Below are 22,125 nucleotides of genomic sequence, written 5' to 3' on the forward strand. Positions count from 1 at the left end.
TGTATTCCTTATTTAAGTTCATACATTTTCCCGTCAGAAGAAAGGTCTGCCAGGTTTTTTTCTGTAGCACTTATATTGTATTTAGTGGCATAAGAACGAACACTTCCGTCAACAAAAGCAACGTTGGCTGTGCTGTTATGTCTAAAATGAACATTTGGTCCTATCCATTGATACGAAGGGTCGTTTGGTCCTCTCAAAATATTGTTACCATCGATTTTACCTGTAGTGGTATTTAAATATCCGCTATCAGCAAGGAGTATTGTCTCTGTAGGATTATTGATTGCAGCCATTTTTACTGGAAGGGTAGGGGAGGAAGCACCCAAATCACCACCAATATAACTATTGTAAGCGTAACCAGTAGAAGGTCTGTCTATTTTTTCTACGAAAAATGAAGGGCATTGCCATACCTCTCCAGAAGGACAATAAGAAGATATGATACCGCCTTTTGTTTTATTTGGGTCAACTTCCCACCCTTCGTACTCAATATAGAAATCCCAGTTGTTCTGCCAACTCCAATCAGAAGCGAAATAGTATGCTGGAGGAAAGTACTCTTGATAATCGTTTACATACATAAGGAAAGCAAGAGATAATTGCTTAAGGTTGTTCATACAGACAGATTTTCTTGCTTGCTCTCTTGCCTTAGCAAGGGCTGGTAACAACATTGCTGCAAGTATGGCAATTATAGCAATTACAACAAGCAGTTCAATCAAAGTAAATCCTTTTTTCTTCATTTTTTCTTTTCCTGTTGGTATGGGATAAAAAAAATGCCCGCCACATACGTGACGGGCTGCACCCTGATTTACTTTGCCCGAAAACTTGTTCCTTCTTCCTGTTATCCCGCAGGAAAAGGTTGGCATTATTAGAGCAGGTCTTCTGACTTAGGATTTTATAACCTACTTTTCTTCCTTCCCCTTCGTTATATGAAGAGTGGATTAGAATTTCGTTTATCCTTACAGCGCCGGGAGCGTGGCTTTTAGCACTTCCCTATTAAGCCCAGTGGGCACTCTAATTTTGTATTATTATGACTTATGTAAATTATAATGTCAAATTTTACTGGTGGAATAAAGGGAGGGCGTGTTGCATAACAACCTCTCCATTCCTCTTTCGCCTGCGTCCCATAAAGACGGAGGGCAGACCTCCGTAAAGGGTCCCTCGGGGGTACTCGGGATAAATTCGGAATAACATGCAGGGGGAACACCGTCTTTTCTTAAACTTTACTGGTTTTCTATTATTGTTTCAGCAATTTTTTTGATATCTTGCCTGGTCCAGTTTTCATTTATTGATATGCTTATAACCCGTTCAAGTATGCTAAGGGTTTGGGGGCACATATTCTGGTTGTAGTCAGGCAATTCTCCTTTGTAGTAGGGGCAGGTGAAAGGGCACCCTTCTTCTGTGGGCGTTTTCTTCTGCAAAATGTGTTCCCAGAACTTGTAAATATGCCAATCTCTTACTGTTTGGTCGTATATGCCGCCTGCAGGTACTCCTTTCTTTTTAAGAGTTTCAAGTTTTTCTTTTGTTTTTTCAGAAGTTTTAGAAAGAAGAATTAAGTTTGTGGAGCAATCGCCTTCTATATCGTTTATTGGGGCTAAGGTTTGAGTTTTAAGTTTTCCTTCCAAGGATTCCATAAGAATCTTTTTATTCTTTCTAAGTTTAGTTATATACTTATTGAGTTTTTTCATTTGTGCAATACCTATAGCACCTTGTACTTGGCTGAGCCGATAATTTTCTCCACAGAAAAGTTCTCCTTGCATTCTTTCTTTTTCATATCTGTTGGGTCTCCAACAAGCTGCCGTATCGTGCCAACTTTGAGCTTTAATATAGGTTTTTTCGTCATCGGTTAAAAGCATGCCGCCTTCACCAGTTGCGATTATCTTGTACGCATCAAGACTAAAACATCCTGCATCTCCAAAGGTTCCTAAATATTTGTCTTTATATTTTCCGCCTGCTGCCTGTGCTACGTCTTCAATGATTTTTAGTTTATATTTTTTAGCTATTTTCATTATTCCGTCCATATTGCTTGGTAATCCTCTCATATGAACAGGGATAATGGCTTTTGTCTGAGGGGTTATTTTTTTCTCTACATCTTTTACATCTAAAGTTAGGGTTTCATCTATTTCTGCAATTACAGGGATAGCCTTTGCTACAACAACCACAGAGGCGCTAGCAAAAAAAGTGTACCCAGGCACTATAACTTCATCTCCAGGACCAATGTCACAGGCAACAAGAGCTGCTAATAAAGAAGATGTTCCAGAGTTGACAGCAAGGGCGTATTTTGAATTAAATTTTTGAGTAAACATTTTCTCTAATTTACCGACCTTATTCTGTTTTTCGTCGGGACAATAATAACGGAAAAGGTGAGCAGGTTTTATAGAGGGATTTTCATCAAGTAGGTTAAAAATCTTTTTTTTAACCTCAGGTTTTAGGTTCCATAAATCAATAATTTCTTTCAATTCTTCGTTATAGATATTCATCTTCTTCTCCTTTTAATGGTAAGAATTTTTGAATAAATTGATTTTGTGATTAAATTATATCCTTCATACGTGGGTTGTCAAATGATTATATTGTGCACCCTTAATAAATATTGTATAATATATTAATTAAAGTTTATTATACATATTAAAAACAAGAATGGGAATGGGCATTTTGACAATATCATAAGTTTAAGTATAATATCTAAAAAATGGAAAATAAGACTATTACCTTTCAGGATATCTGGAGAAATTTGGAGAACTACTGGTTAAGTAGAGGTTGTTACCTTTGGCACCCATATAATGTAGAGGTGGGAGCGGGCACTCTTAACCCAGCAACTTTTTTTGGTATTCTTGGAGAAAAGGAGTGGAATGTTGTTTATATGGAGCCTTCTGTTAGACCAGCTGATGGAAGGTATGGGGATAATCCAATAAGACTATATATGCATCACCAAATACAGGTTATTATGAAACCTCCTCCACAGGACATACAAGAGATTTATCTTAAAAGTCTTTCATCTATAGGTATAGATGTTGCAAAACATGATATAAGGTTTATTGAGGATAATTGGGAGGCTCCAACCTTAGGTGCGTGGGGAGTAGGGTGGGAGGTTTGGCTTGATGGGCTTGAGATTACTCAATTCACTTATATGCAACAAGCTGGTGGAATAGATCTCTCTCCACCTTCAGTTGAAATTACGTACGGGTTGGATAGAATATCAAACTTTATTCAAAAAAAGAGTAATGTTTATCAACTTTTATGGAGTAATAATGTTTCTTATGGTGAACTTTACAAAGATAGAGAGAAAGATTATTCTATTTATGGTTTTGATAAAGCAGATACAGATATGCTTTTTGAATTGTTTGAAAAATTTGAAAGAGAAGCAGAAAGAATTCTCGGAGAGAAAGTTTTGTACCCTGCGTTCGATTATGTTTTGAAACTTTCACACATATTTAATCTTCTGGATGCAAGAACGGCGATAAGCGTTAGTGAAAGGGTAAGGTTTATAGGAAGAGTGAGAAAACTTGCAAGGATTTGTGCTGAACTTTACCTTGACAGAAAAAATGTTATAATAGAGTAATATAAATGATAGCCGGGATGGTGGAATTGGCAGACACGTACGTTTGAGGGGCGTATGCTTCCAGCATGGGGGTTCGAGTCCCCCTCCCGGCACTATCAAGATATAGAAGTAAAAGATAATTTAAAATTGTTGGGTTTGGGCTCTCAAAATTATAGTTTGTTTTGGTAATTGACTTGTGGTTACTTGAAAAAATCAAATGAAAGATAATAAGGAATTTAAGAAAACGCCTTTATGGGAAGATGTCGCAATAATTGTTTCTATAGTAACTTTGTGGCCAACTGTTCTAAATAGAGAAAGTATTGTTAGTAGAATTGTTTTGATAGTTGTGTTATTGTTGCTTGGTTTTATATTGATAAGGCGTTTTAAAAGGTTTAATTCGGTTTTTAATAAATGAAATTTAATCAAATATTGCTTTTTTTGTTATTATTTTTTTTTTGTGGTTGCTATCCTTTCAGTTCGAAAGATCCTCAAGGGGCAAAAGAAATTAAAGAAGGGGATGTTTTTTTTGCTTCTGGAGATGTTGATAAAGCAATTTTGTTATGGAAAAAATCTTTGGAAAAAGAGAAGAGTGCATTGGGATACGAAAAGATGATAATGGCTTATATTATTAAAAATGACCTTTCTTTAGCTGATAAGTGGATACAAGAAGGTCTTTTTTATTTTCCTGATAACACAAATCTTCTCTTTAATAATTCACTTGTACGTTACTATAATAAAGAGTATGAAACCGCTATGGAAAACTGCGATAAAGTTCTTTCTGCCAATCAATTTTACCCGAATGTACATTTTTTAAAGGGTATGATTTATGAAGAAACGGGTAGAGAAAAAGAAGCAAAAGAAGAGTTTGTAAAGGAATTAAATGTAAATCCAGGTTCAAAAAATGCTTGGTTAAAAATTAGGGAGGAAGTTAAAAATGAGGAATAGATTCAGGCTTAAAGCCTATTTTATTGCACTGCTTTTTGTTTTACCTTGTCTTTTAAATGCTAATGATTCTATTGAATACTTAAAATATTTTTCTTCTCTCTCTTCAAGAGTACCTGGTTACCAAGGTCATATAGAGGCTTCTAACTTTATCGAGAAAAAATTTAAAGAAGCAGGTCTTACCAAAATTACTAAAGAAAAGTTTAATGTTCCTATGCCTGTTCAAGAGTTTGCTTATGTGACTGTTGATGGTAAAAACACTAACCTGTATTGTTTATGGCCTAACTTGATTAGGACTTCTACTGTGCCTCCTGCAGGAGTTAAAGGTAAAATTATTTATGCAAAGAAAGGTGATTGGAAATTGCTCGATGGACACGATGTCGAAGGTAGCATAATACTTCTGGATTTTGATTCTGCAGATATGTGGCAAACTCTTGCTATGTTGGGTGCAAGGGCTTTTGTTTTTACTAATCTTGGAAATATTACCAGGTTAGAAGCAGAGAAGAAGTTTGTTGATACTCCAATAGATGTTCCAAGGTTTTATGCTGGGGAGAATAGCCAATATTTGATTGATGTTGCAAGTAAAAATAAAGATGCTGAAATATTTGCTCGAATGACTTGGCAGAAAACTGATGATTACAATATTTTCGGATATATGGAAGGAAAGAACAGTAAATTAAAAAATGAGGTTATAGTAATACAAAGTTATTATGATAGTATTAGTGTTGTTCCTTCCGTAGCACCGGGCGCTACTTCTTCTATTGGTATTGCTACTATGCTTGAAATTGCTGAATATTTTAAAGAAAACCCACCTGATAGAACGCTGTTATTTCTTGCTACCTCCTCTCACTTTCATAGTATGAGAGGAATTAACGATTTTGTGCAGAAACATTTAAGAAAAGACCCTCTCTTTAAGAAAAGAATTTCTGATAAAGATAGAATAAACGTTTCTCTTTTCATAGGCCTTGAACTTTCTGATAGAGGTTCAGGTTTAGGCGTGTGGTATAACTCCGAAGAAGCTTTTCACCAGAGGGCTATGACTTCCTTTGCAAGAAAATTCCTTGATTACTCTGGCGAGATATGTAAAAGATTTGGTTACAATGAGGAATTTGCTCTTGTAAATGGCATAATGCCAGAAAAAGGTAGAGTGTGGAACACTTTTATGCCGTGTAAAATAAGGACAGACGGAGAATATGTTATATATAGCGGAGTTCCATCTGTTTCTCTTGTTACTGTTAACGACGGTAGATGGAGGGTTGATACTCCAACAGATACTTTTGAAAAAGTTAATATTGCAAACGTAAAAAAACAGACATTTTTTATAAAGAAACTTCTTGAAAAGGCAGTTGGAGATGAAAAACTTTTTCCAGAAACAGAACTCGATTTAAAAGATTCCCTTGCTTCATTGACAGTTAATGTAACAACCTTTGACCCAACAACAAGTTTTGTTCCTAAAGACCCGGTTGTTAATGCTCTTGTTGTGCCGAGAATGACTGGTAGAGGTTATACTCAGGAAAAAACTTCTCTTGGAGTTAGAAATAGTTTGATTGGACTTGCCGATGAACGAGGTAGAGCTCAATTTTCTATGTTAAAAATGAGTACTGTTGGTGAATTGTCTGGTTTTTTGCTTGATACTGAAACAGGAAAAATTGTTCTTGCTTCAGATTTAGGTAGTGGCGGTGCTCAGCAATATCCTATAAGGGTTGTAATGGATTATAGAGATAAAAGTTGGATGCATGTCCTGTTTGAAGCAAAACCTATAGGTGTTTTTGAACTGATAGACCCTCAATATCTTACCTCTCTTAATAAGATAGATGTTTTTGATAGAGCAAACAGTCTTCCTACCCAGTACGGTTTTTATTTACGTAATGTTTTTAGTACTTGGACATCTTATGCGGAACCCCTTGCTGTTGTTTTTGCAAAACCAGATACTCACGTTAAGGTTATTGGGTTGTCTGGTCTGCTTGGCAGAAGACTTTTGCTTTTAAATTCTGAAGGAAAAGACGTAAACCAAGAAAAAGCAGAGGGTATGGGTTTTGCTGTTGATGATATAAATTCTATTCTTAACACACCATATCAAGGTGCAAGAGATATGGATATTCTTAGTAGTTTTAGAAAAACGAATTTTGAAAAGTTTGGTATTAAAAATGAGCGACTTACAGAACTTCAAGAAGAGTCAAGAAAACTTCTTGCTCAAGCAGAAGAAGCAAGAAGAGAGAAAAAATGGTATGATTTTTTGAAATTTTCCAGACAAGCGCTTGCTATGGAATCAAGGGCTTACCCTGATGTAAGAAACACTGCTAATGATGTTGTGAAAGGTATAATCTTCTACTTTATGCTTCTGTTGCCTTTTGCTTTTTTTGCAGAAAGGCTTATTTTTGGTTTTTCAAAAACAGAAGCAAGAATAGCTGGTATTGGCGGTATATTTCTTGTAGTTTATTGGATAATGAGAAGTGTTCACCCTGCTTTTAAGTTGACCGAAGCGCCAGAGGTTATCCTGTTATCGTTTATAGTTTTAACCTTATCTGGGATTGTTATAACTATTATTGCTTCTAAATTTGAAGAGCAGATGCAACAGATGAAGATGGAAAGTACAAGTATTTATAATACTGATGTTGGTAGGGTCACGGCTACTGCTACAGCATTTTCGCTTGGCGTTGCAAATATGAAAAGACGTAAAGTACGAACTGCTTTAACTTCTGTTACCTTGATTCTTCTTACATTTACAGTACTTTCTTTTACTTCAATTAAGACCCATATGAAGTTCAATAAGGTGTTAAGACCTTATAACCCTTCCTACAAAGGAATTCTTTTTAGGGACCGCTCACACGCACCTATAACAAATGTTGTTTTTGACTATGTAGAAAACGAATTTTCATCTCACGGCGTTATCTCTCCGAGAGCGTGGTATATTATGGGTGAGGTGGGCGATAGAACAGCTATTGATGTTATCTCCGATGGAAATAGTTTTTTGGCAATGGGGCTTTTGGGTTTATCAGCGAATGAAGTAATGCCTTTTAAAGATTCATTAACAAAGGGGCAGTGGTTCGATTCTGATAATGAAGATTCAGTGATTATATCTGAAAGAACAGCTACTCATCTTGGTCTTTCTAAAAATGATGTTGGGATTAAATATGTTGAAATTTACGGAAAAGAATTTCTTTTGAAAGGAATGTTTGACGGCAAGACGTTTGGTGATATGAAAGACCTTGATAATGAACTTATAACACCTGTAAATTTTTCTGTAATACCAGAACTTGAACTAACTCAAATAAAGTCAAGGCGTCAAAGAGTTGCCGAAACTACAGAGACAGAACTTGATATTTTCCCACGGGTTGAGTCAGACAATGTTATTATTATGCCTTTTACTACCCTTATGAATATGAACGGTACTATCAATTCGATAGCTATTGGATTTAACGAAGATGTTGATGGGATGGCTGTAACAGAGAGTTTTGTGTCCAAATTAGCAGTAAACATTTTTGCAGGACTTGAAGGTAAAACTTATGTTTATAGCAGTATAGGACTAACATCTTTTTCAGGGTTAGCTAATCTTTTGATACCTATACTTATAGCTGCCTTAATTGTTTTAAATACAATGTTGGGTTCTGTTTATGAAAGAATAAGAGAGATAGGAACATATAGTGCCGTTGGGCTTGCTCCTGTTCACATATCATCCTTATTCCTTGCAGAATCTCTTGTTTACGCTGTTTTAGGAGCGGTTAGTGGGTATCTCCTTGGTCAGATTCTTGCAAAATTTCTTATGTCTATGGGGATGCTTAAAGGGCTTGTGTTGAACTATTCATCGCTTTCAGCTGTTTTTGCAACCATAATTATATTTATTACTGTACTTTTATCAACACTTTATCCTGCCAGAAAAGCTTCTCAAATGGCTGTTCCTGATGTTACCAGAAGATGGATTCTCCCTGAACCTAAAGGAGATTTGTGGGAATTTGAATTTCCTTTTACTCTCAACGAAATAGAGGTTTTAGGTATGGTGACTTTTTTAACAGAATATTATAATGCTTACCTTGATATTTCTATAGGTAATTTTTATACATCTGGAGCTGAATTAAAATATGAGAAACTCGATTCTGGTAAGAATAAGTATTTGCTTGATACCAAGGTTTGGCTTGCACCATTTGATTTGGCAGTAAGCCAATCTGTAAGAATGGTTCTTAAACCTATGGGAGAATATGATTTTTACCTTATAACTCTTGTTATGAAAAGAACAAGTGGTGAGGAGACCGACTGGAAACGTCTTAACCGCAGATTTCTTGACAGTATGAGGAAACAGTTTCTTATATGGCGAACAGTTAATGAAGAAGTTAAGAAGAACTATGAGAAGAAGGGAAAAGAGATTCTTAAAATAGATTAAAAAAGGAAGGTAAAATGGATGAAAAAATAAGAGATGAATTTCAAGATTTAGAGATACAAGAGGAGTTTCGCGACGGGTTTAACTTACGAACTATCTGGGCTGCGCTTTTTATTGGATTTGTAATGCTTCCCGGAACCATTTACCTTGGGCTTATGACAGGGGGCGGCTTAGTAGGGGCTGCTTCATGGGTAACTGTTATTCTACTTGTTGAAATATCCAAGAGGTCTTTTATAGAGTTAAAAAGACAAGAGTTGTTTGTAACATTCCAAATAGTAAGTGGTCTTATGTCAGCTGGTTTGATACTTGGAGCTGCTGGACTTACATTGCAGGGCGGTGCTTTTGCCGACCTTATTTGGAAACAATACCTTATTCAATCACCTTACGCTCAATCTATGGGGCTCCACGACAAAATACCTACATGGGCTGTTCCACCTGCAAATTCTGACGCTATCATTAGAAGAACTTTTTTCCATAGAGCTTGGCTTGTACCTATATTGCTAATAGTTGTACATAACGTGCTTTACAGAATTAATAGATATACTATGGGATATTTTTTGTTTAGGATAACCAGTGACAGAGAATCCCTTCCTTTCCCTATGGCTCCTGTTTCTGCAGAAGGAATGAACGCTCTTGCAGAATCTTCTAGTAAAAAGGAGACTTGGAGGTGGCGAGTATTTAGTATTTCTGCTATGATAGGCATTATATTTGGAGCGGTTTATGTGGTAATACCTACCATAACTGGGTTGATGATGTCTAACCCTGTTCAGTTGCTTCCAATACCTTGGATAGATTTTACTGATAAGATAGGAGTTAAATTTCCTGCTGCTCTTTTGGGTATAAGTACAGAACTTGGTATAGTGTTGTCAGGGTTTGTTCTACCTTTTTGGGTGGTATGTGGTACTTTTATTGGTTCAGTAGTAGCAAATCTTATTGGAAACCCTATACTTTATAAGATAGGTATAATTAAAAATTGGCACCAAGGAATGACAGCAATTCCTACAAATATTGTTGCTTCAATGGATTTCTGGATAAATGTTGGTATAGGTAGTGCTATAGTTGTTACAATAACAGGTTTAGTAAAGACAATACAAGCATATATTAAGAAAGGGAAAAGTACAATTAAAAAGAAGGAAGTTCTTCCAGAAAATAGGGGAGATTACCCGCTACCTATTGCATTAGGGCTATGGTTTCTTTCTACACTTATCTATATAGTGATTTGCAAAATACTTGTTCCAGCGTTTCCAATCATATTGTTTGTAATGTTTGGTTTTGTTTTAAGCCCTTTATTGAGTTATACTTCTGCAAGAATGTTTGGTATAACAGGCGTTGCTGGAGGAGTTTCTTTTCCTTATGTTAGAGAAGGTACTTTTATTTTAAGTGGATATAAAGGGGCAGATATCTGGTTTGCTCCAATCCCTTATTTTAATCACGGTGGATTGGCTCAAACTTTTAAAACCTTAGAATTAACAAGAACAAAATTTACTTCATACTACAAAGCATCGTTTACTACACTTGCTATAATGCTTTTTTGTAGTTTTCTTTTCTGGTCAATTATCTGGAGAATGGCACCCATACCTTCTTCAACTTATCCGTATGTACAGAAGATGTGGCCTATGAGTGCTATGTTCCAAACTCTGTGGGTAACCAGTACTTTAAAAGGCGCTGGTTCTAACTGGATGTTACAAGCTATTAAATTTTCTCGTATTGTACCAGCGGCTGCCTTTGGAGGCGTTTTATATGTTGTGATGACATTATTAAAGTTACCTATGGGGCTTTTTTATGGAATGATAGGTGGGTTGGGTGCTTTACCTCATGCAGCTTTCCCTATGTTTGCTGGAGCACTGCTTGGAAGATTCTATTTTTCAAAAAAAATTGGACCTCAATGGAAAAGGTATACTCCAATTATTCTTGCAGGTTATTCTTGCGGAATGGGTTTGGTAGGTATGGTTTCTGTTGCGGTAGCGTTGATTGCTAAAACTGTTTTCCAGATTATCTTCTGAGGTTAATTAAGTTTATTTATAAACTATTAATTGAACCTTGAGTTGGTCTTTCAATTTTACTTTTTTATTGTCTTTTGTGTAAATCAAGGTGGTGGGGTGCTACTACTCTCCTCGTTTGAGGAGAGTAGTAACAATAAGAATTAATCAAATTTTTATAGATTTGCTCCTGCTTTTTTACAACTATCCACAACTTTTTCAACCTGTTCTTCTGTCCAATCTGGGCTAAGTGATATAAACACCGTCTTTGAGCAAATATCTAATGTTTTTGGACACATATCGTGGGTATACTCTGTCCGCAATTCTTTATTTGCAGGATGGTTGAACGGATTTCTAAGAGGGTGGCCACCCACTCGTTTCGCAAAGATTGGTTCCCAGTTAGAGTAAATGTGTCTACCTGTATCAATAGGAAGCCAGCCATTGACACCATCGGATTTTGCAAATTTTCTTGCTTTTTCTTCGCTATCAAAACTAAAAGGAATCACTGTTCCTTGGTTACGTTCTGGGTCGTTATATTTCGCAAAAGATATTCCTGGTCTGTTTTCAAGAGCAGAAAGAATTGTTGCTCTTACCTTCCCGATATCTTCAAGAATTCCGTCAAGTCGTCTTAGTTGTGCCCTAAGCACTGCGCCCATAATCTCGCTTGCTCTCAATTGTACCCCAATGAAAACGTCTATATGAAGGTCTCTCTTGTACGGTCTTATAAAAGCGCCACCATCATGGTAAACAAGGGCTCTTTCATAAACTTCTCTGCTGTTTGTTACAAGAGCGCCTCCGTCTCCAGATGTTATAATCTTAGCATAATTAAAACTGAAAGCACCTGCATCACCCCAATTACCAACTCTTTTGCCTCTGTAAGTTATTCCATCAGCTTGGCAAGCATCTTCAACAACTTTTATGTTGTTCTGTTCAGCAATTTTGTTGATTTTCTCCATAGCAGCGGCAAGTCCTGCCATATGAACAGGCATAACGACTTTTGTATTTGGAGTTATTTTTCTTTCAAAGTCATAAGGGTCAAGCATAAGTGACTCATCTATTTCTACTGGTACAGGGATAGCTCCTACTGCTAAAGCAGCTAAGGCACTTGCCATAAAAGTATATCCAGGGACGATTACCTCGTCGCCAGGACCTATTCCAAGCCCAACAAGAGCACAAATTAGGGCAGATGTTCCTCCACCAGAGAGGCATAAGGCGTACTTGGTTCCAATTTTTTCTGATAATTCTGATTCAAATGTTTCAACTGCTAACGGGTGTCCTGCCTCTTTATTCCCCACTCTAAAAAGTTTCCTGCTTGTAATAACTTTTTCTAACTCTTTTAACTCCTCATCTCCTATTCTGTACATTTTGCATCCCTTTTTTTTGTATTATGTGAATTAGATTTTGTTTATTAGCGTTTTTTTCACATTATACGGGTTAATAAGTTTTACACTCTACCATAAGTTACAAACATAACAGAAACTTTACAATATTTTCCTATAAATTGTCAAATTTAATTCTTTTATTTTTTAGTACCCATTCTTACTTGAGTTGTAATAGCGCCTCGTAATTCGTTCCTAAACACATATTTTTTAACGGAATAAGAACAATGATAAAGACGAGGATTGCCACGTCGCAATTCCTCTGAAAACTATGGAATAAAATGCTCCTCGCAACGCCACAAAACGGCGACAAGGCAAGGATAAATGCATGAAAGAAAAACGTATGGGGTGTCTACTCACTCTGGTACTACGGCGCATACACCTTCTACACAACAATCGGGCACTCTGAGAACTTACCCTTTTGCACAAAGAGCGTCTCCGAAGGGCTTAACAGGCTCAGAGTAGTAGAACAAAAGGCTTGAACCTTTTGTTAACAGCCCCCCATTCCGTCTTTGTGAGTGTTTCGTAACGTGGCAATCTAGCCGAAGGCGGAAAAGGAATGCACCTCTCTTTGCCCTTACCCTTGGGAATTATAGGTATAGGAAATCCCCAAAGGTTTGCAGAGAGGTTAATGGGATGAGGCTTGTCCGCCGAAGCTTGTATTGTAGCGTAGGTGGAGGAGCAATTAGCAGACTAAAAGACAACGGGAGACTAAACAATAGTGTGTAGGATAAATACGAGGGTTGCCACGTCATTATAAGCATTCCTCGCAATGACAAAAGACGGCAGATAAATAAAAAATATTTCCATTCTTCTAATAACTTTTCATTTAACGGTAGATAGTTCGTATTCTTTGTGTAAACTCCTGTTTCTGTCTAGAAGTAACCCCTTCCATTGATAAAAGTTTTGTATATTCTTCTTTTGCTTTTGTATAATTCAATTCTCCTCTAAACATTTCAGCAATTTTTTCTTGCGCTTTTATTTTATGTGAAGCAACTGCTTCTTTTATAGACAAGATTTTATTATACTGTTCTTTTGCCTGTTTGTAATTCTGTTCAACTGCATAACTATCTCCTATTAAAAACAATGCAGATATTTTCTCTTCAACGCCTACCCCTTTAACATCATAGGCTTTTTGATATTCTTTTCTTGCATTGTTATACTGGTCTTCAATCATATATATATCCCCAATTTTTATGTATGTGATAGATTTTTGGCGAGGGGTTGCAGTTTCCAGTTCAAAAACTTTTAAGAACTCTTTTTTTGCTTTAACATATTCATCTTCTGAAAATAAAGAATCACCTTTTCTTATATGTTCAGCAGGTCTATTTATTCCAATTTTCTTTTCTACATCTTTTAACATTTTTGTGTCGAGTTTTCCTTTCCCTGTTTCTAAAAAGAGTAGATAGTATTCTTCTGCTTTTACCTTGTCTCCTGTCTTCCAAAAACTATCTCCAAAAAGTTTGCACCGTTCTGCGTAAGCAAGAATGATTTCTGAGGTAGATCTGTTAACTTTTGGATAATTTTTTTCTACCCAGTCAAACATTTCGTCATACATTTGTCTTTCTTTTTCATAGTTACCCTCTTTGCTATAAGTGTTGCCTATCTTTATGAAGGCAGGTTTTACTGTGTTCCAGCCAATAAATTCAAGAGTTCCGTTAGTAATTTTCTGGAGATATTCTCTTGCTTTATCATAATTGTTTTCTGCCAAATAGGTATCTGCAATATTGTTAAACAGAGATGACCTGCTCCATCTATTAACATCCTCTACACTTAAAGCTTTATGATAAAATTCACGCGTTTTCTCGTAATTCTTTTCGCTTCTATATATATTGCCTACCTTAATATTGGCATCAAGTTTATCAACAAAAGTAAGTCCTCTCATCGATAAAACTTTGAGATAAGATTCTTCTGCTTTTCTGTTATCTTTTGCAAGTAAGTAAGTATCACCGAGTTTAAATTGAGTAGATACTTTGACAAGGTTACCTGCCTGTTCCATTTTAAATATTTCTTCAAGAGATAAGATTGCTTTAGGATAATTTTTCTCCTTTATCCAAGTATCAGAAATCTCCTGTTGAGCCTCAACCTTTACAGGATTTGCTTCTTTTCCCATTTTCAAAATATTATTAAGTTGACCTCTTGCTTTATCATACTCTTTTAATTTTACATATCCTTCAGAAATTTTAAATATAACACTAAGTTTCGTTTCAATATCAGGGTTTTCTGCTTCTATTATTCTGTTAAGAACCTCTATTTCTTGGGTGAATTTTTCCTCGTTTTGGTAGGTTTCGGCAATTTTTAAGAGTGTGTCTAACCTTTCTTGTCTTTCTTCCGTCAATTTTAAACCTGTTAAATAGTCTTGCCGAGCTCCAGAAAAATTCTTCTCTTCAAATTTTTTGTTACCTTCTATCCAAGCGTCCTGAAAATTTAACCAACTTGTAGGTCTTTTATGTATCAATGAAATATCATCAAAGTAAGCACCTGTTTTGCTATAAATAGCAAGTTTTACAAAATTTACCCGCATACCTCTACTCTCGTTAGGTATCTTTATTGTGCCTGTCTGTTTTGTCCACTCTTCTTCTGTTTTTATGTTAAACGCCCCAGAACCAGCAAATAATCTCTTGTTTTTTTCACCTATTGAATAATAGTATAGGTTAACTCCAGCTGTTTTTTTATTAGGGTCTTTAACATAAAGACTTATCTCTATCTCATCACCTGCGGTAACACCAAGTGTACCGTCTTGAGCGAAATGTCCTATAAGATATATGCAGTTGTTGCCACTGTGGGACTGTTTGCTATCGGTAATCAGACGGTGTTGTCTATTTGGCATTTTTATCCCTCTGTTAGGACGCCAACCTTTTGGAAGAACAAGAGGTTTATCAAACTTCCAGTCATCATCCTGTAAAACCTTGTAAAACCCTTCTGTTTCTGGCACTATATAAGTTTCTTCAAACCCAGGGTTAACCAACTCAGCTTTAAGAGGAACAACTGTTAGGAAAATTAAAATTAATGTTAACAAAATTAACTCTTTTATTCTGTTCATATCGCCTCCTTTGTTTTTCTGTGTTTTGTTTGTTTTTCTTTTCGTTAAAAAAGTATGTGTTTAGGAACGCCCCAATCTGTCATTCTGAACTTGTTTAAGGATCTCTAACCTAACCCACATCGGCAGTAGGCACAACGTACAAAACGAGATTCCGGATCAAGTCCGGAATGACAAGCAGGGCAATTCCTCGTATTTTTCCTTGCCTGTTAACTGCACCTCCACCTACGCCAAGGTATACCTGCCGAAGCTTGTATTGTAGCGTAGGTTGGCTTCGGTGGATAAACCTCATCCCATTAACCTCTCTGCAACCCCTTGGGGATTCCAATACCTATAATTCTCAAGGGTAGAGGGTAAAGAGGAGTGAATAACACCCCATACTTTGTTTTTTTATTACAACAAACAGTTATTGAAATTTGAATACTCCTGCAGTATCAACTCGCCAGATATTACCACCTGTTGCTACCCATGCAAACCATCCGTCTCTCATACAACCACCAATATTAAACCTAACTGTATTATTATTTTTAAGGTTGATATTTAAAAGAGAAATAGGGAGTTTCCACTCAGATGTCCAATGGCTGGTATCTTTATCAATAACTATAGATTTATATTCTACCTGCTCTTGGAGTTTTCTTATTATATTTGCAGGTATGTTAAAAAGATTGTGTGCAACAAAAGTGCCATCTGGTCTTCCTGTAAACACATATAATGGTCCTGTTGGCACACCTTCTTGCCACCACCACGTGTTTTGCCCCATTACTCCTTCGATACCAAACTCGTGAGAGACATAAGGATTGTTTTTAGGCAACCCCTCTTTCCACGGGTCAGGCATATACTCTATTCCTAAATAGATATTATCCTCATCATAAGTTACCCATACGTAAATACCAACAGGTTCTCTCTTTAATCCTTTTTTATGTTCTTCTACAACAGGTATGGCTCTCTTTTTATCAAGTCCAAACCACTCTTCCTTATTAAGAATACCGTCGATTTTTATAGGGTTTACACGTTTTGTTACTTTATATTCTTTTTCCCTACTAATCCTTTTTAATGGTGGAAATTTTGCAGAAATATCTTCTACTGGCGGTTTCCAGTCTGGATTATAATATTTTCCTGCTGGGGATTTTTTTACTGGCCAAGTTGCTCTCAACTCGTCTTTATACAAACCTATCTCCTCAAAAGGAACAGGAGTATGTTCTGTTTCTCCGTATACAGGTGAACCAACTCTTATAGTAAAATTGAGGTTATCTTTATCTTTAAAAAAAACTGCACCTTTTTCAAAATTGTTTTTCACGCTATTGTCAGCGTAAGTAAAATTTCCTCCAATTCTTAACATATCATATACATTAGAGAAAATATTCTCTTGAATAATAACGTTTTTTGGTTCTCCATAAGGTTTCTTTTTCAAAAAATCTCTTACCTGAGGGTACCGCCCACTCCAAGGCGGTTGACGATAAAAAACTGTGTTAAGATGCCCTGCCCACCTTTTCACGTTTGTATCTTCTCTAAGAAGAGAAGTTCTATTGGATTGGGATATACCTATGTTGCAGTCTGCAAAAACATTGTTTTTTATTTGAGTATCTGGTCCGTGAGTGAACATTGCTCGCTCTGTGCAACGGTAAAAAATATTTCCTTCCATTGTCATACCACCATTGAGAGAATCTATATAGATGCCTGTCACTTGATGTGTTTTTAAAGGTGATGAATGTTCGGTGATGTTATGTATAAAATTATATCTCATTACATTACCGCGATTCATAAGGTACCTTGGGGCACCTGAAGAGTATATAGCGCCCCCGTCTCTGGCTTCATACATAACATTGTATATCTCATTATATTCCACCACCTGATTATTTCCACTAAAATTAATAGCACAGCCAGAAAAATCGTGTACAAGGTTATGTGAAGCTCTACTTCCAACGCCTGATATTCCAATGCCATATTTTCCACCAGCATGAGTAAATCTGCCGAAATGGTGAATATGGTTATTTTCTATATAGTGTTCTGATGGTAAAAGACTCTCTCTGTTTCCACCAGTTATATTTAATCCGCCCTCACCAGTATCATATATATCACAACCAACTATACCGTTTCTTTTACCTTTAGTTATCACTGCACCTAAAGTTCCAGTATTTCTTATAGTAGAACCAGCTATAAGGATGTCTGTGCAATTATTAAGAGTTAAACCGTTGTGCCAAGTACATTCAAATGTTAAATTAAAAAAGATTATATCAGAAACATTTTGTAACTCTACTATTGGTTCGTTTAGAGTAGAAACAATAATTTCGCTTCCTTCAATTCTGGCAGGCGGATAGAAGTATAGTTTACCGTCTTCTCTATCTATATAAAATTCTTCTGGCTTGGAAATCTCAGAAAGTATGTTATAAAAATAGTATGGAGTACCTTTAACAACAGGTATATCGTAAGCAGGATAACTTTTTGCCTGCCTAACATCAGGGGCAAGGTTTATTATTTTGTTGTTTGTATCTATATCTATTACCGAAGTATGAATCTTATCCCAGGGCCATAAAAAATATCCTGCTACCCATATATCTTTCTCTTCAATCCAGCGTTTAGGTCTATCTCCTGAATACTTAAATTGTCCTTTCTGATAAAAAAAACTGAGTATCTTTCCATCACCCTGTGGAGCAATAAGGTCTAATACCCGTTCCCAACCTTCATCTGGCCAACGGGAAAGAGACATTGGTCTGGTATTATAAAAAAGTTCCATTCCAGACCTCGTATAAGGAGAACTGGAGTGGCCTCTATTTATAAGGTTTCCATAATTGTTTATACCCACCTCTTTAAGGTCTGATACCCATACCTTAGTTTTTGATTCGTTTGGGAGCCGTCTTATTATTTTTGAGTCTTTAAGAGGTTTAAAGTTGGTAACCTGTTTACCGCCGATGATTCGCACCTCTTCACCTGGGTAACTTCTATATACGATTGGCGCCCCTTCCTCACCTGAATCTTCTTGATTAAACTTTAACCCTTCGGTTATAAAATATTTGCCTCCACGTAAATATACTCCAATACCGCTTTGAGGTATACCTTTATTCTTTTTTATAGATTTTATCTCTTCTTGTGCTCTTTTAATTGTTTGGAATGGAAATTCTTTTGTACCTTGATTGGTATCGCTACCTTTTAGGGAAACATATATATGATACTTTGGACTATTTATCCGTTCTACTCGGTTTTCTCTAATACTCTTTTCTGCTTCTCCATCTTTTAATCCTTCTATATTCTCCAGTCGATCAACAAGTTCTAACCTATAGTTTTCATTTGGGTTAGAACTACTATCTTCTTGCTTTAACAACTTTTCGTATATACGGCGAGATTGAGTATATTTTCTCTCGAACCGATAAGTATCTCCTGTGTACATCTCTGCTTTAAATATCTGGTTTTGCGAAACATCTTTTGTTTTTGTTATATCTGAATATATCTTACGTGCTATAGTGTAATTATTCTCTTCAAGATAAAGACTTGCCTGTGTAAAAAGGGAGTATATTCGGTAGTTTAGAGATAGATTAGGTGTTTTTAGGATTTCGTTATAGGTCTGGTGTGCGAGAGAGTACTTCTTTTCTAACCTGTAGGTTTCTGCTATATTAAATAAAGAAAGTTGGGCAGCATAATCCAAATCTTTATATTCTTTGATTTTAAGGTACTCTTTTCTGGCTGAATTGTAGTCACGGGAGTTGAGGTATGTGTCTGCTTTTTTTAATATAGGTTCAACCAAAGAATAAACGTCTGTTGTTTGTGTCTGCGGCTGAGGGTTGAGAATATGTGCTGAAGTAAAAAATAAAAACAATATAAACAATTTTGTTTGTCTCATAAAACCTCCCCGTAAGCGCAGAGCGTTCTGTAAAATTTAATATATTTTCTCGCCAACAATCTTAAAGTTTTTGTATGGGTATCAACGATTACCCTATATAGAAATAAAGTGGTGTCTACTTAAAAATTTATCATAATATTGGGGATGTTAAGAGAAGACGCTAAAAAGATTTTAAGGAACTATTAATTGTTTAAGTTCAAAGTTGTGCATTACAACCCACCAAGCATTTGCTGGTGTTGCTCCAGTAGCACCTTCAGATTTAAAAGCGTCTTGTAAGCCTTCAGGAGTTACAGATGCCACATGCCCATCCCAAAAGAGAACGTTTGCCAACCTGTTATGTCTAAAATGTGCCAATCCTCTATCCTGGCTTGTATCGTATCCCCACGCTCCTAAGAACTGCTCTTGAGTCCCTGAATACTGTTTACGTATGTAAGGTTTGCTTGCGGATTTTGTAACATCTATTTCTGGTGAAAGAACAGTATCTGTTAAGACGGGAAAAGTAGCAGGACTTTTTATCTTATCAACCTTCCAATGTGGGCTTGTGTTACCGGGGAACCCTACCCAATAGGGAGCAGCAAATCTTACCCCATACGTTGCATAGGGCAGAGCAGGGTCGTATTCGTAAGGTGGAAAAGCAGGACATACAATAACATCAGTACTGTAATAGGTAGGAATAAATATTTCGGTTTTCCAACCAAGTTTCCAGAACCATCCTTCCCAGTCTTCTGTGTACATACGAAATCCTAACCCTAACTGTTTCATATTGTTCATACAGACAGAACTTTTTGCTCGGGCGCGGGCTTTACTTAATGCTGGGAGTAACATACCAGCAAGTATCGCTATTATTGCGATAACCACCAACAATTCTATTAGAGTAAAACCTCTGTTTTTTCTCATTTTCTACCACCTCTCTTTAGCATCTTTCTTTGTTATATATAATATTTCTCTTAAATTAGTATTCAAAATGCAAATCTCTAAGGGTAGTTGTATATCCAAGCCCTCTTCCTGAATTAGGAACTGCCTCGTAAGGCACATAAAAACAGTCGTCTTTGTACCTACCAGGCGCTATTGCCATAGGTACCCGTACTCTGCCTGACCATTTTACATGTCCGCCAACATATAAAACGTTTACTCCGTACCATCCGTGGTTATCGTGCTCGGTTAAACGTCTGCTTGGTAGACCACTACGAGACCAATCCCCTGAATTTGTTGTACCTGAAGCCGAATAAGAGCATTTTTTGTCAGCCATAATAGCGGTATCAGGGTGGGTCTGAACATTTAAATTTAAGGCGTATGCATAAGAACATGTGCCTTTAGGAGCGTAACTATGGGCGCCACCAGGAACAGCTCCCCCTTGCTCTGCCCCTTGTCTCATAGCCCAGAGATAACCAACAGATGAGGCAGTATCTCTTGAACTTGGACATATAAAAAGTTTGTAATCAGTTATATATTTAACAGATTCAAAATTCTCGTCAGAATCGAGTTGACCTGTAAGTAAGGCAAGTGATATGTTGGGTATAGATTCTGGAGTTTCATGGTCATGATAAGGAAACCATCCACCCCAAACTTGAGCATAAATATAAAGAACAGTGCTTAACTGTTTTAGGTTGGAAAGACATACGCCTCTTCTTGCTTGTTCCCTTGCCCTTGCAAGAGCAGGTAGAAGCATGGCCGCAAGTATCGCTATAATAGCAACAACCACCAACAGTTCGATGAGAGTAAAACCTTCTGCTTTTTTCATTTTTCTCACCTCCTTTTGTCATTCCTATAATTCTCGCTTGGAGTTTGCTTTTCAAAGGATGTGTTGCAAGGGTTATAATTCAAATGGTTTTAATAAAAACTTTATAACACCTTGCAAGGTTAAATTTTCTCCTGTGTTTATTCTATCCTCTGTACTATATTTTGTCAAATTTTTTCTAATTCTTGATAGTATAGCGGGCAGTCCCCCCCCCATTCTGTCTTTGCGAGCGCATAAAGCATAGCAAAGTTTGGCAAAACGTAATAAGAATAGCGGATATGTAATTATAAAGTGAAAAAGATATTTTTTAATAAGTGTTTACATATTAAGAAAAAGAAGGTATAAGATATAATTGTGTTCTGAATTAAAATAAAAATTGAAAGTAAAAAATATATTATTTAGTTCATCTATTGACAAAAGAAAAAAAGATGAGTATAATAATATACTGTGGCTAAACGCTACAAGTTTTTGTTCATTGAAAAAAGAATTTATGGTTAAGCTAATTACGGCATACGGTGGATGTCTTGGCAAAACATGGCGATGAAGGACGTGGCAAGCTGCGATAAGCTTCGGGTAGGTGCAAGCAACCTTTAATCCGGAGATTTCCGAATGGGGCAACCTACCTGCTTTAATAGGCAGGTATTTACCGCAAGGTAAAAGCGAACTGGGGGAACTGAAACATCTAAGTACCCCGAGGAAAAGAAAGAATAATCGATTCCCTGAGTAGCGGCGAGCGGAAGGGGAATAGCCTAAACCTGATAATGGTGATAGCGTAGGTGCGTTCATTATTGGGTGTTGCAGGGTCTGATATGGAGGAACCTACTCCTTCAGCAGGTTTAAAAACTTTTGAAATAATTGAATGGTATGGGAATGCCAACCATAGAGGGTGAAAGTCCCGTAAGTGAAATTTTAAAAGTGCCTGTGTGTCAGATACCTAAGTACTACGGAGGAACCGAGAAGCTCCGTAGGAATCTGGGAGGACCACCTCCCAAGGCTAAATACAAGGTTTTGACCGATAGTGTACGAGTACCGCGAGGGAAAGGTGAAAAGAACCCCGGGAGGGGAGTGAAATAGAACCTGAAACTGTGTGCCAACAAGCAGTCGGAGTCTTATATTTATATAGGATGACGGCGTGCCTATTGAAGAATGAGCCGACGAGTTACTGATTGTAGCAAGGTTAACCTGTTAAGCAGGGAAGCCGTAGCGAAAGCGAGTGGTCTGAATAGGGCCCATTAGTTGCAATTAGTAGACCCGAAACTGAGCGGTCAACCCATGACCAGGGTGAGTTTGCTGTAAAAAGCGAAGGAG

Annotated in this window: 11 protein-coding genes, 1 tRNA gene, 1 rRNA gene, 2 pseudogenes and 1 riboswitch; of the genes and pseudogenes, 7 read left to right on the top strand and 8 right to left on the bottom strand. The window is 36.8% G+C overall.

Annotated features, from left to right (window positions below; translation table 11 throughout):
* Positions 1-8: 8 nt before the first annotated feature.
* The 3 genes and pseudogenes from M0P98_01115 to M0P98_01125 all read right to left on the bottom strand — a co-directional run bounded on the left by M0P98_01115 (position 9) and on the right by M0P98_01125 (position 2,471).
* On the bottom strand, positions 9-608 hold the full coding sequence (locus M0P98_01115; GenBank protein ID MCK9265481.1) for a hypothetical protein: 600 nt from the start codon (positions 606-608) through the stop codon (positions 9-11).
* A 39-nt stretch (positions 609-647) separates the two neighbouring features.
* Positions 648-731, bottom strand: a pseudogene (locus tag M0P98_01120) (prepilin-type N-terminal cleavage/methylation domain-containing protein).
* A gap of 114 nt (positions 732-845) precedes the next feature.
* A riboswitch (cobalamin riboswitch) is annotated at positions 846-1,023 on the bottom strand.
* Positions 1,024-1,214: 191 nt separating this feature from the next.
* Positions 1,215-2,471, bottom strand: a complete 1,257-nt coding sequence (locus tag M0P98_01125) for a DegT/DnrJ/EryC1/StrS family aminotransferase (protein MCK9265482.1) — start codon at positions 2,469-2,471, stop codon at positions 1,215-1,217.
* A 224-nt stretch (positions 2,472-2,695) separates the two neighbouring features.
* Here M0P98_01125 and M0P98_01130 point away from each other — a divergent pair, with 224 nt between their 5' ends.
* The 6 genes from M0P98_01130 to M0P98_01155 all read left to right on the top strand — a co-directional run bounded on the left by M0P98_01130 (position 2,696) and on the right by M0P98_01155 (position 10,849).
* On the top strand, positions 2,696-3,550 hold the full coding sequence (locus M0P98_01130; GenBank protein MCK9265483.1) for a glycine--tRNA ligase subunit alpha: 855 nt from the start codon (positions 2,696-2,698) through the stop codon (positions 3,548-3,550).
* 11 nt (positions 3,551-3,561) lie between these two features.
* Positions 3,562-3,642 (top strand) — tRNA-Leu (locus M0P98_01135).
* A 104-nt stretch (positions 3,643-3,746) separates the two neighbouring features.
* Positions 3,747-3,944, top strand: a complete 198-nt coding sequence (locus tag M0P98_01140) for a hypothetical protein (GenBank protein ID MCK9265484.1) — start codon at positions 3,747-3,749, stop codon at positions 3,942-3,944.
* The gene (locus M0P98_01145; protein ID MCK9265485.1) at positions 3,941-4,474 is read left to right on the top strand and encodes a hypothetical protein; all 534 of its coding nucleotides are present in this window, start codon (positions 3,941-3,943) and stop codon (positions 4,472-4,474) included. Before M0P98_01140 ends, M0P98_01145 begins: the two co-directional genes overlap by 4 nt.
* On the top strand, positions 4,464-8,849 hold the full coding sequence (locus tag M0P98_01150) for a M28 family peptidase (protein ID MCK9265486.1): 4,386 nt from the start codon (positions 4,464-4,466) through the stop codon (positions 8,847-8,849). Before M0P98_01145 ends, M0P98_01150 begins: the two co-directional genes overlap by 11 nt.
* 14 nt (positions 8,850-8,863) lie before the next feature.
* The gene (locus M0P98_01155; GenBank protein MCK9265487.1) at positions 8,864-10,849 is read left to right on the top strand and encodes an OPT/YSL family transporter; all 1,986 of its coding nucleotides are present in this window, start codon (positions 8,864-8,866) and stop codon (positions 10,847-10,849) included.
* Between the two features lie 152 nt (positions 10,850-11,001).
* Here the strand turns inward: M0P98_01155 and M0P98_01160 are convergent, their stop codons facing one another.
* From M0P98_01160 to M0P98_01180, 5 genes and pseudogenes are all read right to left on the bottom strand, one after another.
* Positions 11,002-12,189, bottom strand: a complete 1,188-nt coding sequence (locus M0P98_01160) for a DegT/DnrJ/EryC1/StrS family aminotransferase (GenBank protein ID MCK9265488.1) — start codon at positions 12,187-12,189, stop codon at positions 11,002-11,004.
* Positions 12,190-13,033: 844 nt separating this feature from the next.
* Complete coding sequence (locus tag M0P98_01165) at positions 13,034-15,247, bottom strand: tetratricopeptide repeat protein (protein ID MCK9265489.1); 2,214 nt, start codon at positions 15,245-15,247, stop codon at positions 13,034-13,036.
* Positions 15,248-15,650: 403 nt separating this feature from the next.
* Positions 15,651-19,079, bottom strand: coding sequence for a right-handed parallel beta-helix repeat-containing protein (locus M0P98_01170; protein MCK9265490.1), 3,429 nt, complete (start codon positions 19,077-19,079; stop codon positions 15,651-15,653).
* Between the two features lie 171 nt (positions 19,080-19,250).
* A complete protein-coding gene (locus tag M0P98_01175; protein MCK9265491.1) occupies positions 19,251-19,976 on the bottom strand; it encodes a prepilin-type N-terminal cleavage/methylation domain-containing protein in 726 nt (241 codons plus the stop codon).
* Between the two features lie 757 nt (positions 19,977-20,733).
* A pseudogene (locus tag M0P98_01180) lies at positions 20,734-20,820 on the bottom strand (prepilin-type N-terminal cleavage/methylation domain-containing protein).
* 489 nt (positions 20,821-21,309) lie between these two features.
* Between M0P98_01180 and M0P98_01185 the strand changes: the two are divergent.
* A 23S ribosomal RNA gene (locus M0P98_01185) occupies positions 21,310-22,125 on the top strand; the annotation flags it as partial.

This window comes from bacterium, assembly GCA_023230585.1.
In the GTDB taxonomy this organism is placed as follows: Bacteria; Ratteibacteria; UBA8468; order B48-G9; family JAFGKM01; genus JALNXB01.

Bases quoted from the DNA above. Each gene is read 5' to 3' on its own strand.
- M0P98_01125 (MCK9265482.1), bottom strand. From the start codon at position 2,471: ATGAATATCTATAACGAAGAATTGAAAGAAATTATTGATTTATGGAAC.
- M0P98_01165 (MCK9265489.1), bottom strand. From the start codon at position 15,247: ATGAACAGAATAAAAGAGTTAATTTTGTTAACATTAATTTTAATTTTC.
- M0P98_01140 (MCK9265484.1), top strand. From the start codon at position 3,747: ATGAAAGATAATAAGGAATTTAAGAAAACGCCTTTATGGGAAGATGTC.
- M0P98_01145 (MCK9265485.1), top strand. From the start codon at position 3,941: ATGAAATTTAATCAAATATTGCTTTTTTTGTTATTATTTTTTTTTTGT.
- M0P98_01170 (MCK9265490.1), bottom strand. From the start codon at position 19,079: ATGAGACAAACAAAATTGTTTATATTGTTTTTATTTTTTACTTCAGCA.
- M0P98_01160 (MCK9265488.1), bottom strand. From the start codon at position 12,189: ATGTACAGAATAGGAGATGAGGAGTTAAAAGAGTTAGAAAAAGTTATT.
- M0P98_01150 (MCK9265486.1), top strand. From the start codon at position 4,464: ATGAGGAATAGATTCAGGCTTAAAGCCTATTTTATTGCACTGCTTTTT.
- M0P98_01155 (MCK9265487.1), top strand. From the start codon at position 8,864: ATGGATGAAAAAATAAGAGATGAATTTCAAGATTTAGAGATACAAGAG.
- M0P98_01175 (MCK9265491.1), bottom strand. From the start codon at position 19,976: ATGAGAAAAAACAGAGGTTTTACTCTAATAGAATTGTTGGTGGTTATC.
- M0P98_01115 (MCK9265481.1), bottom strand. From the start codon at position 608: ATGAACAACCTTAAGCAATTATCTCTTGCTTTCCTTATGTATGTAAAC.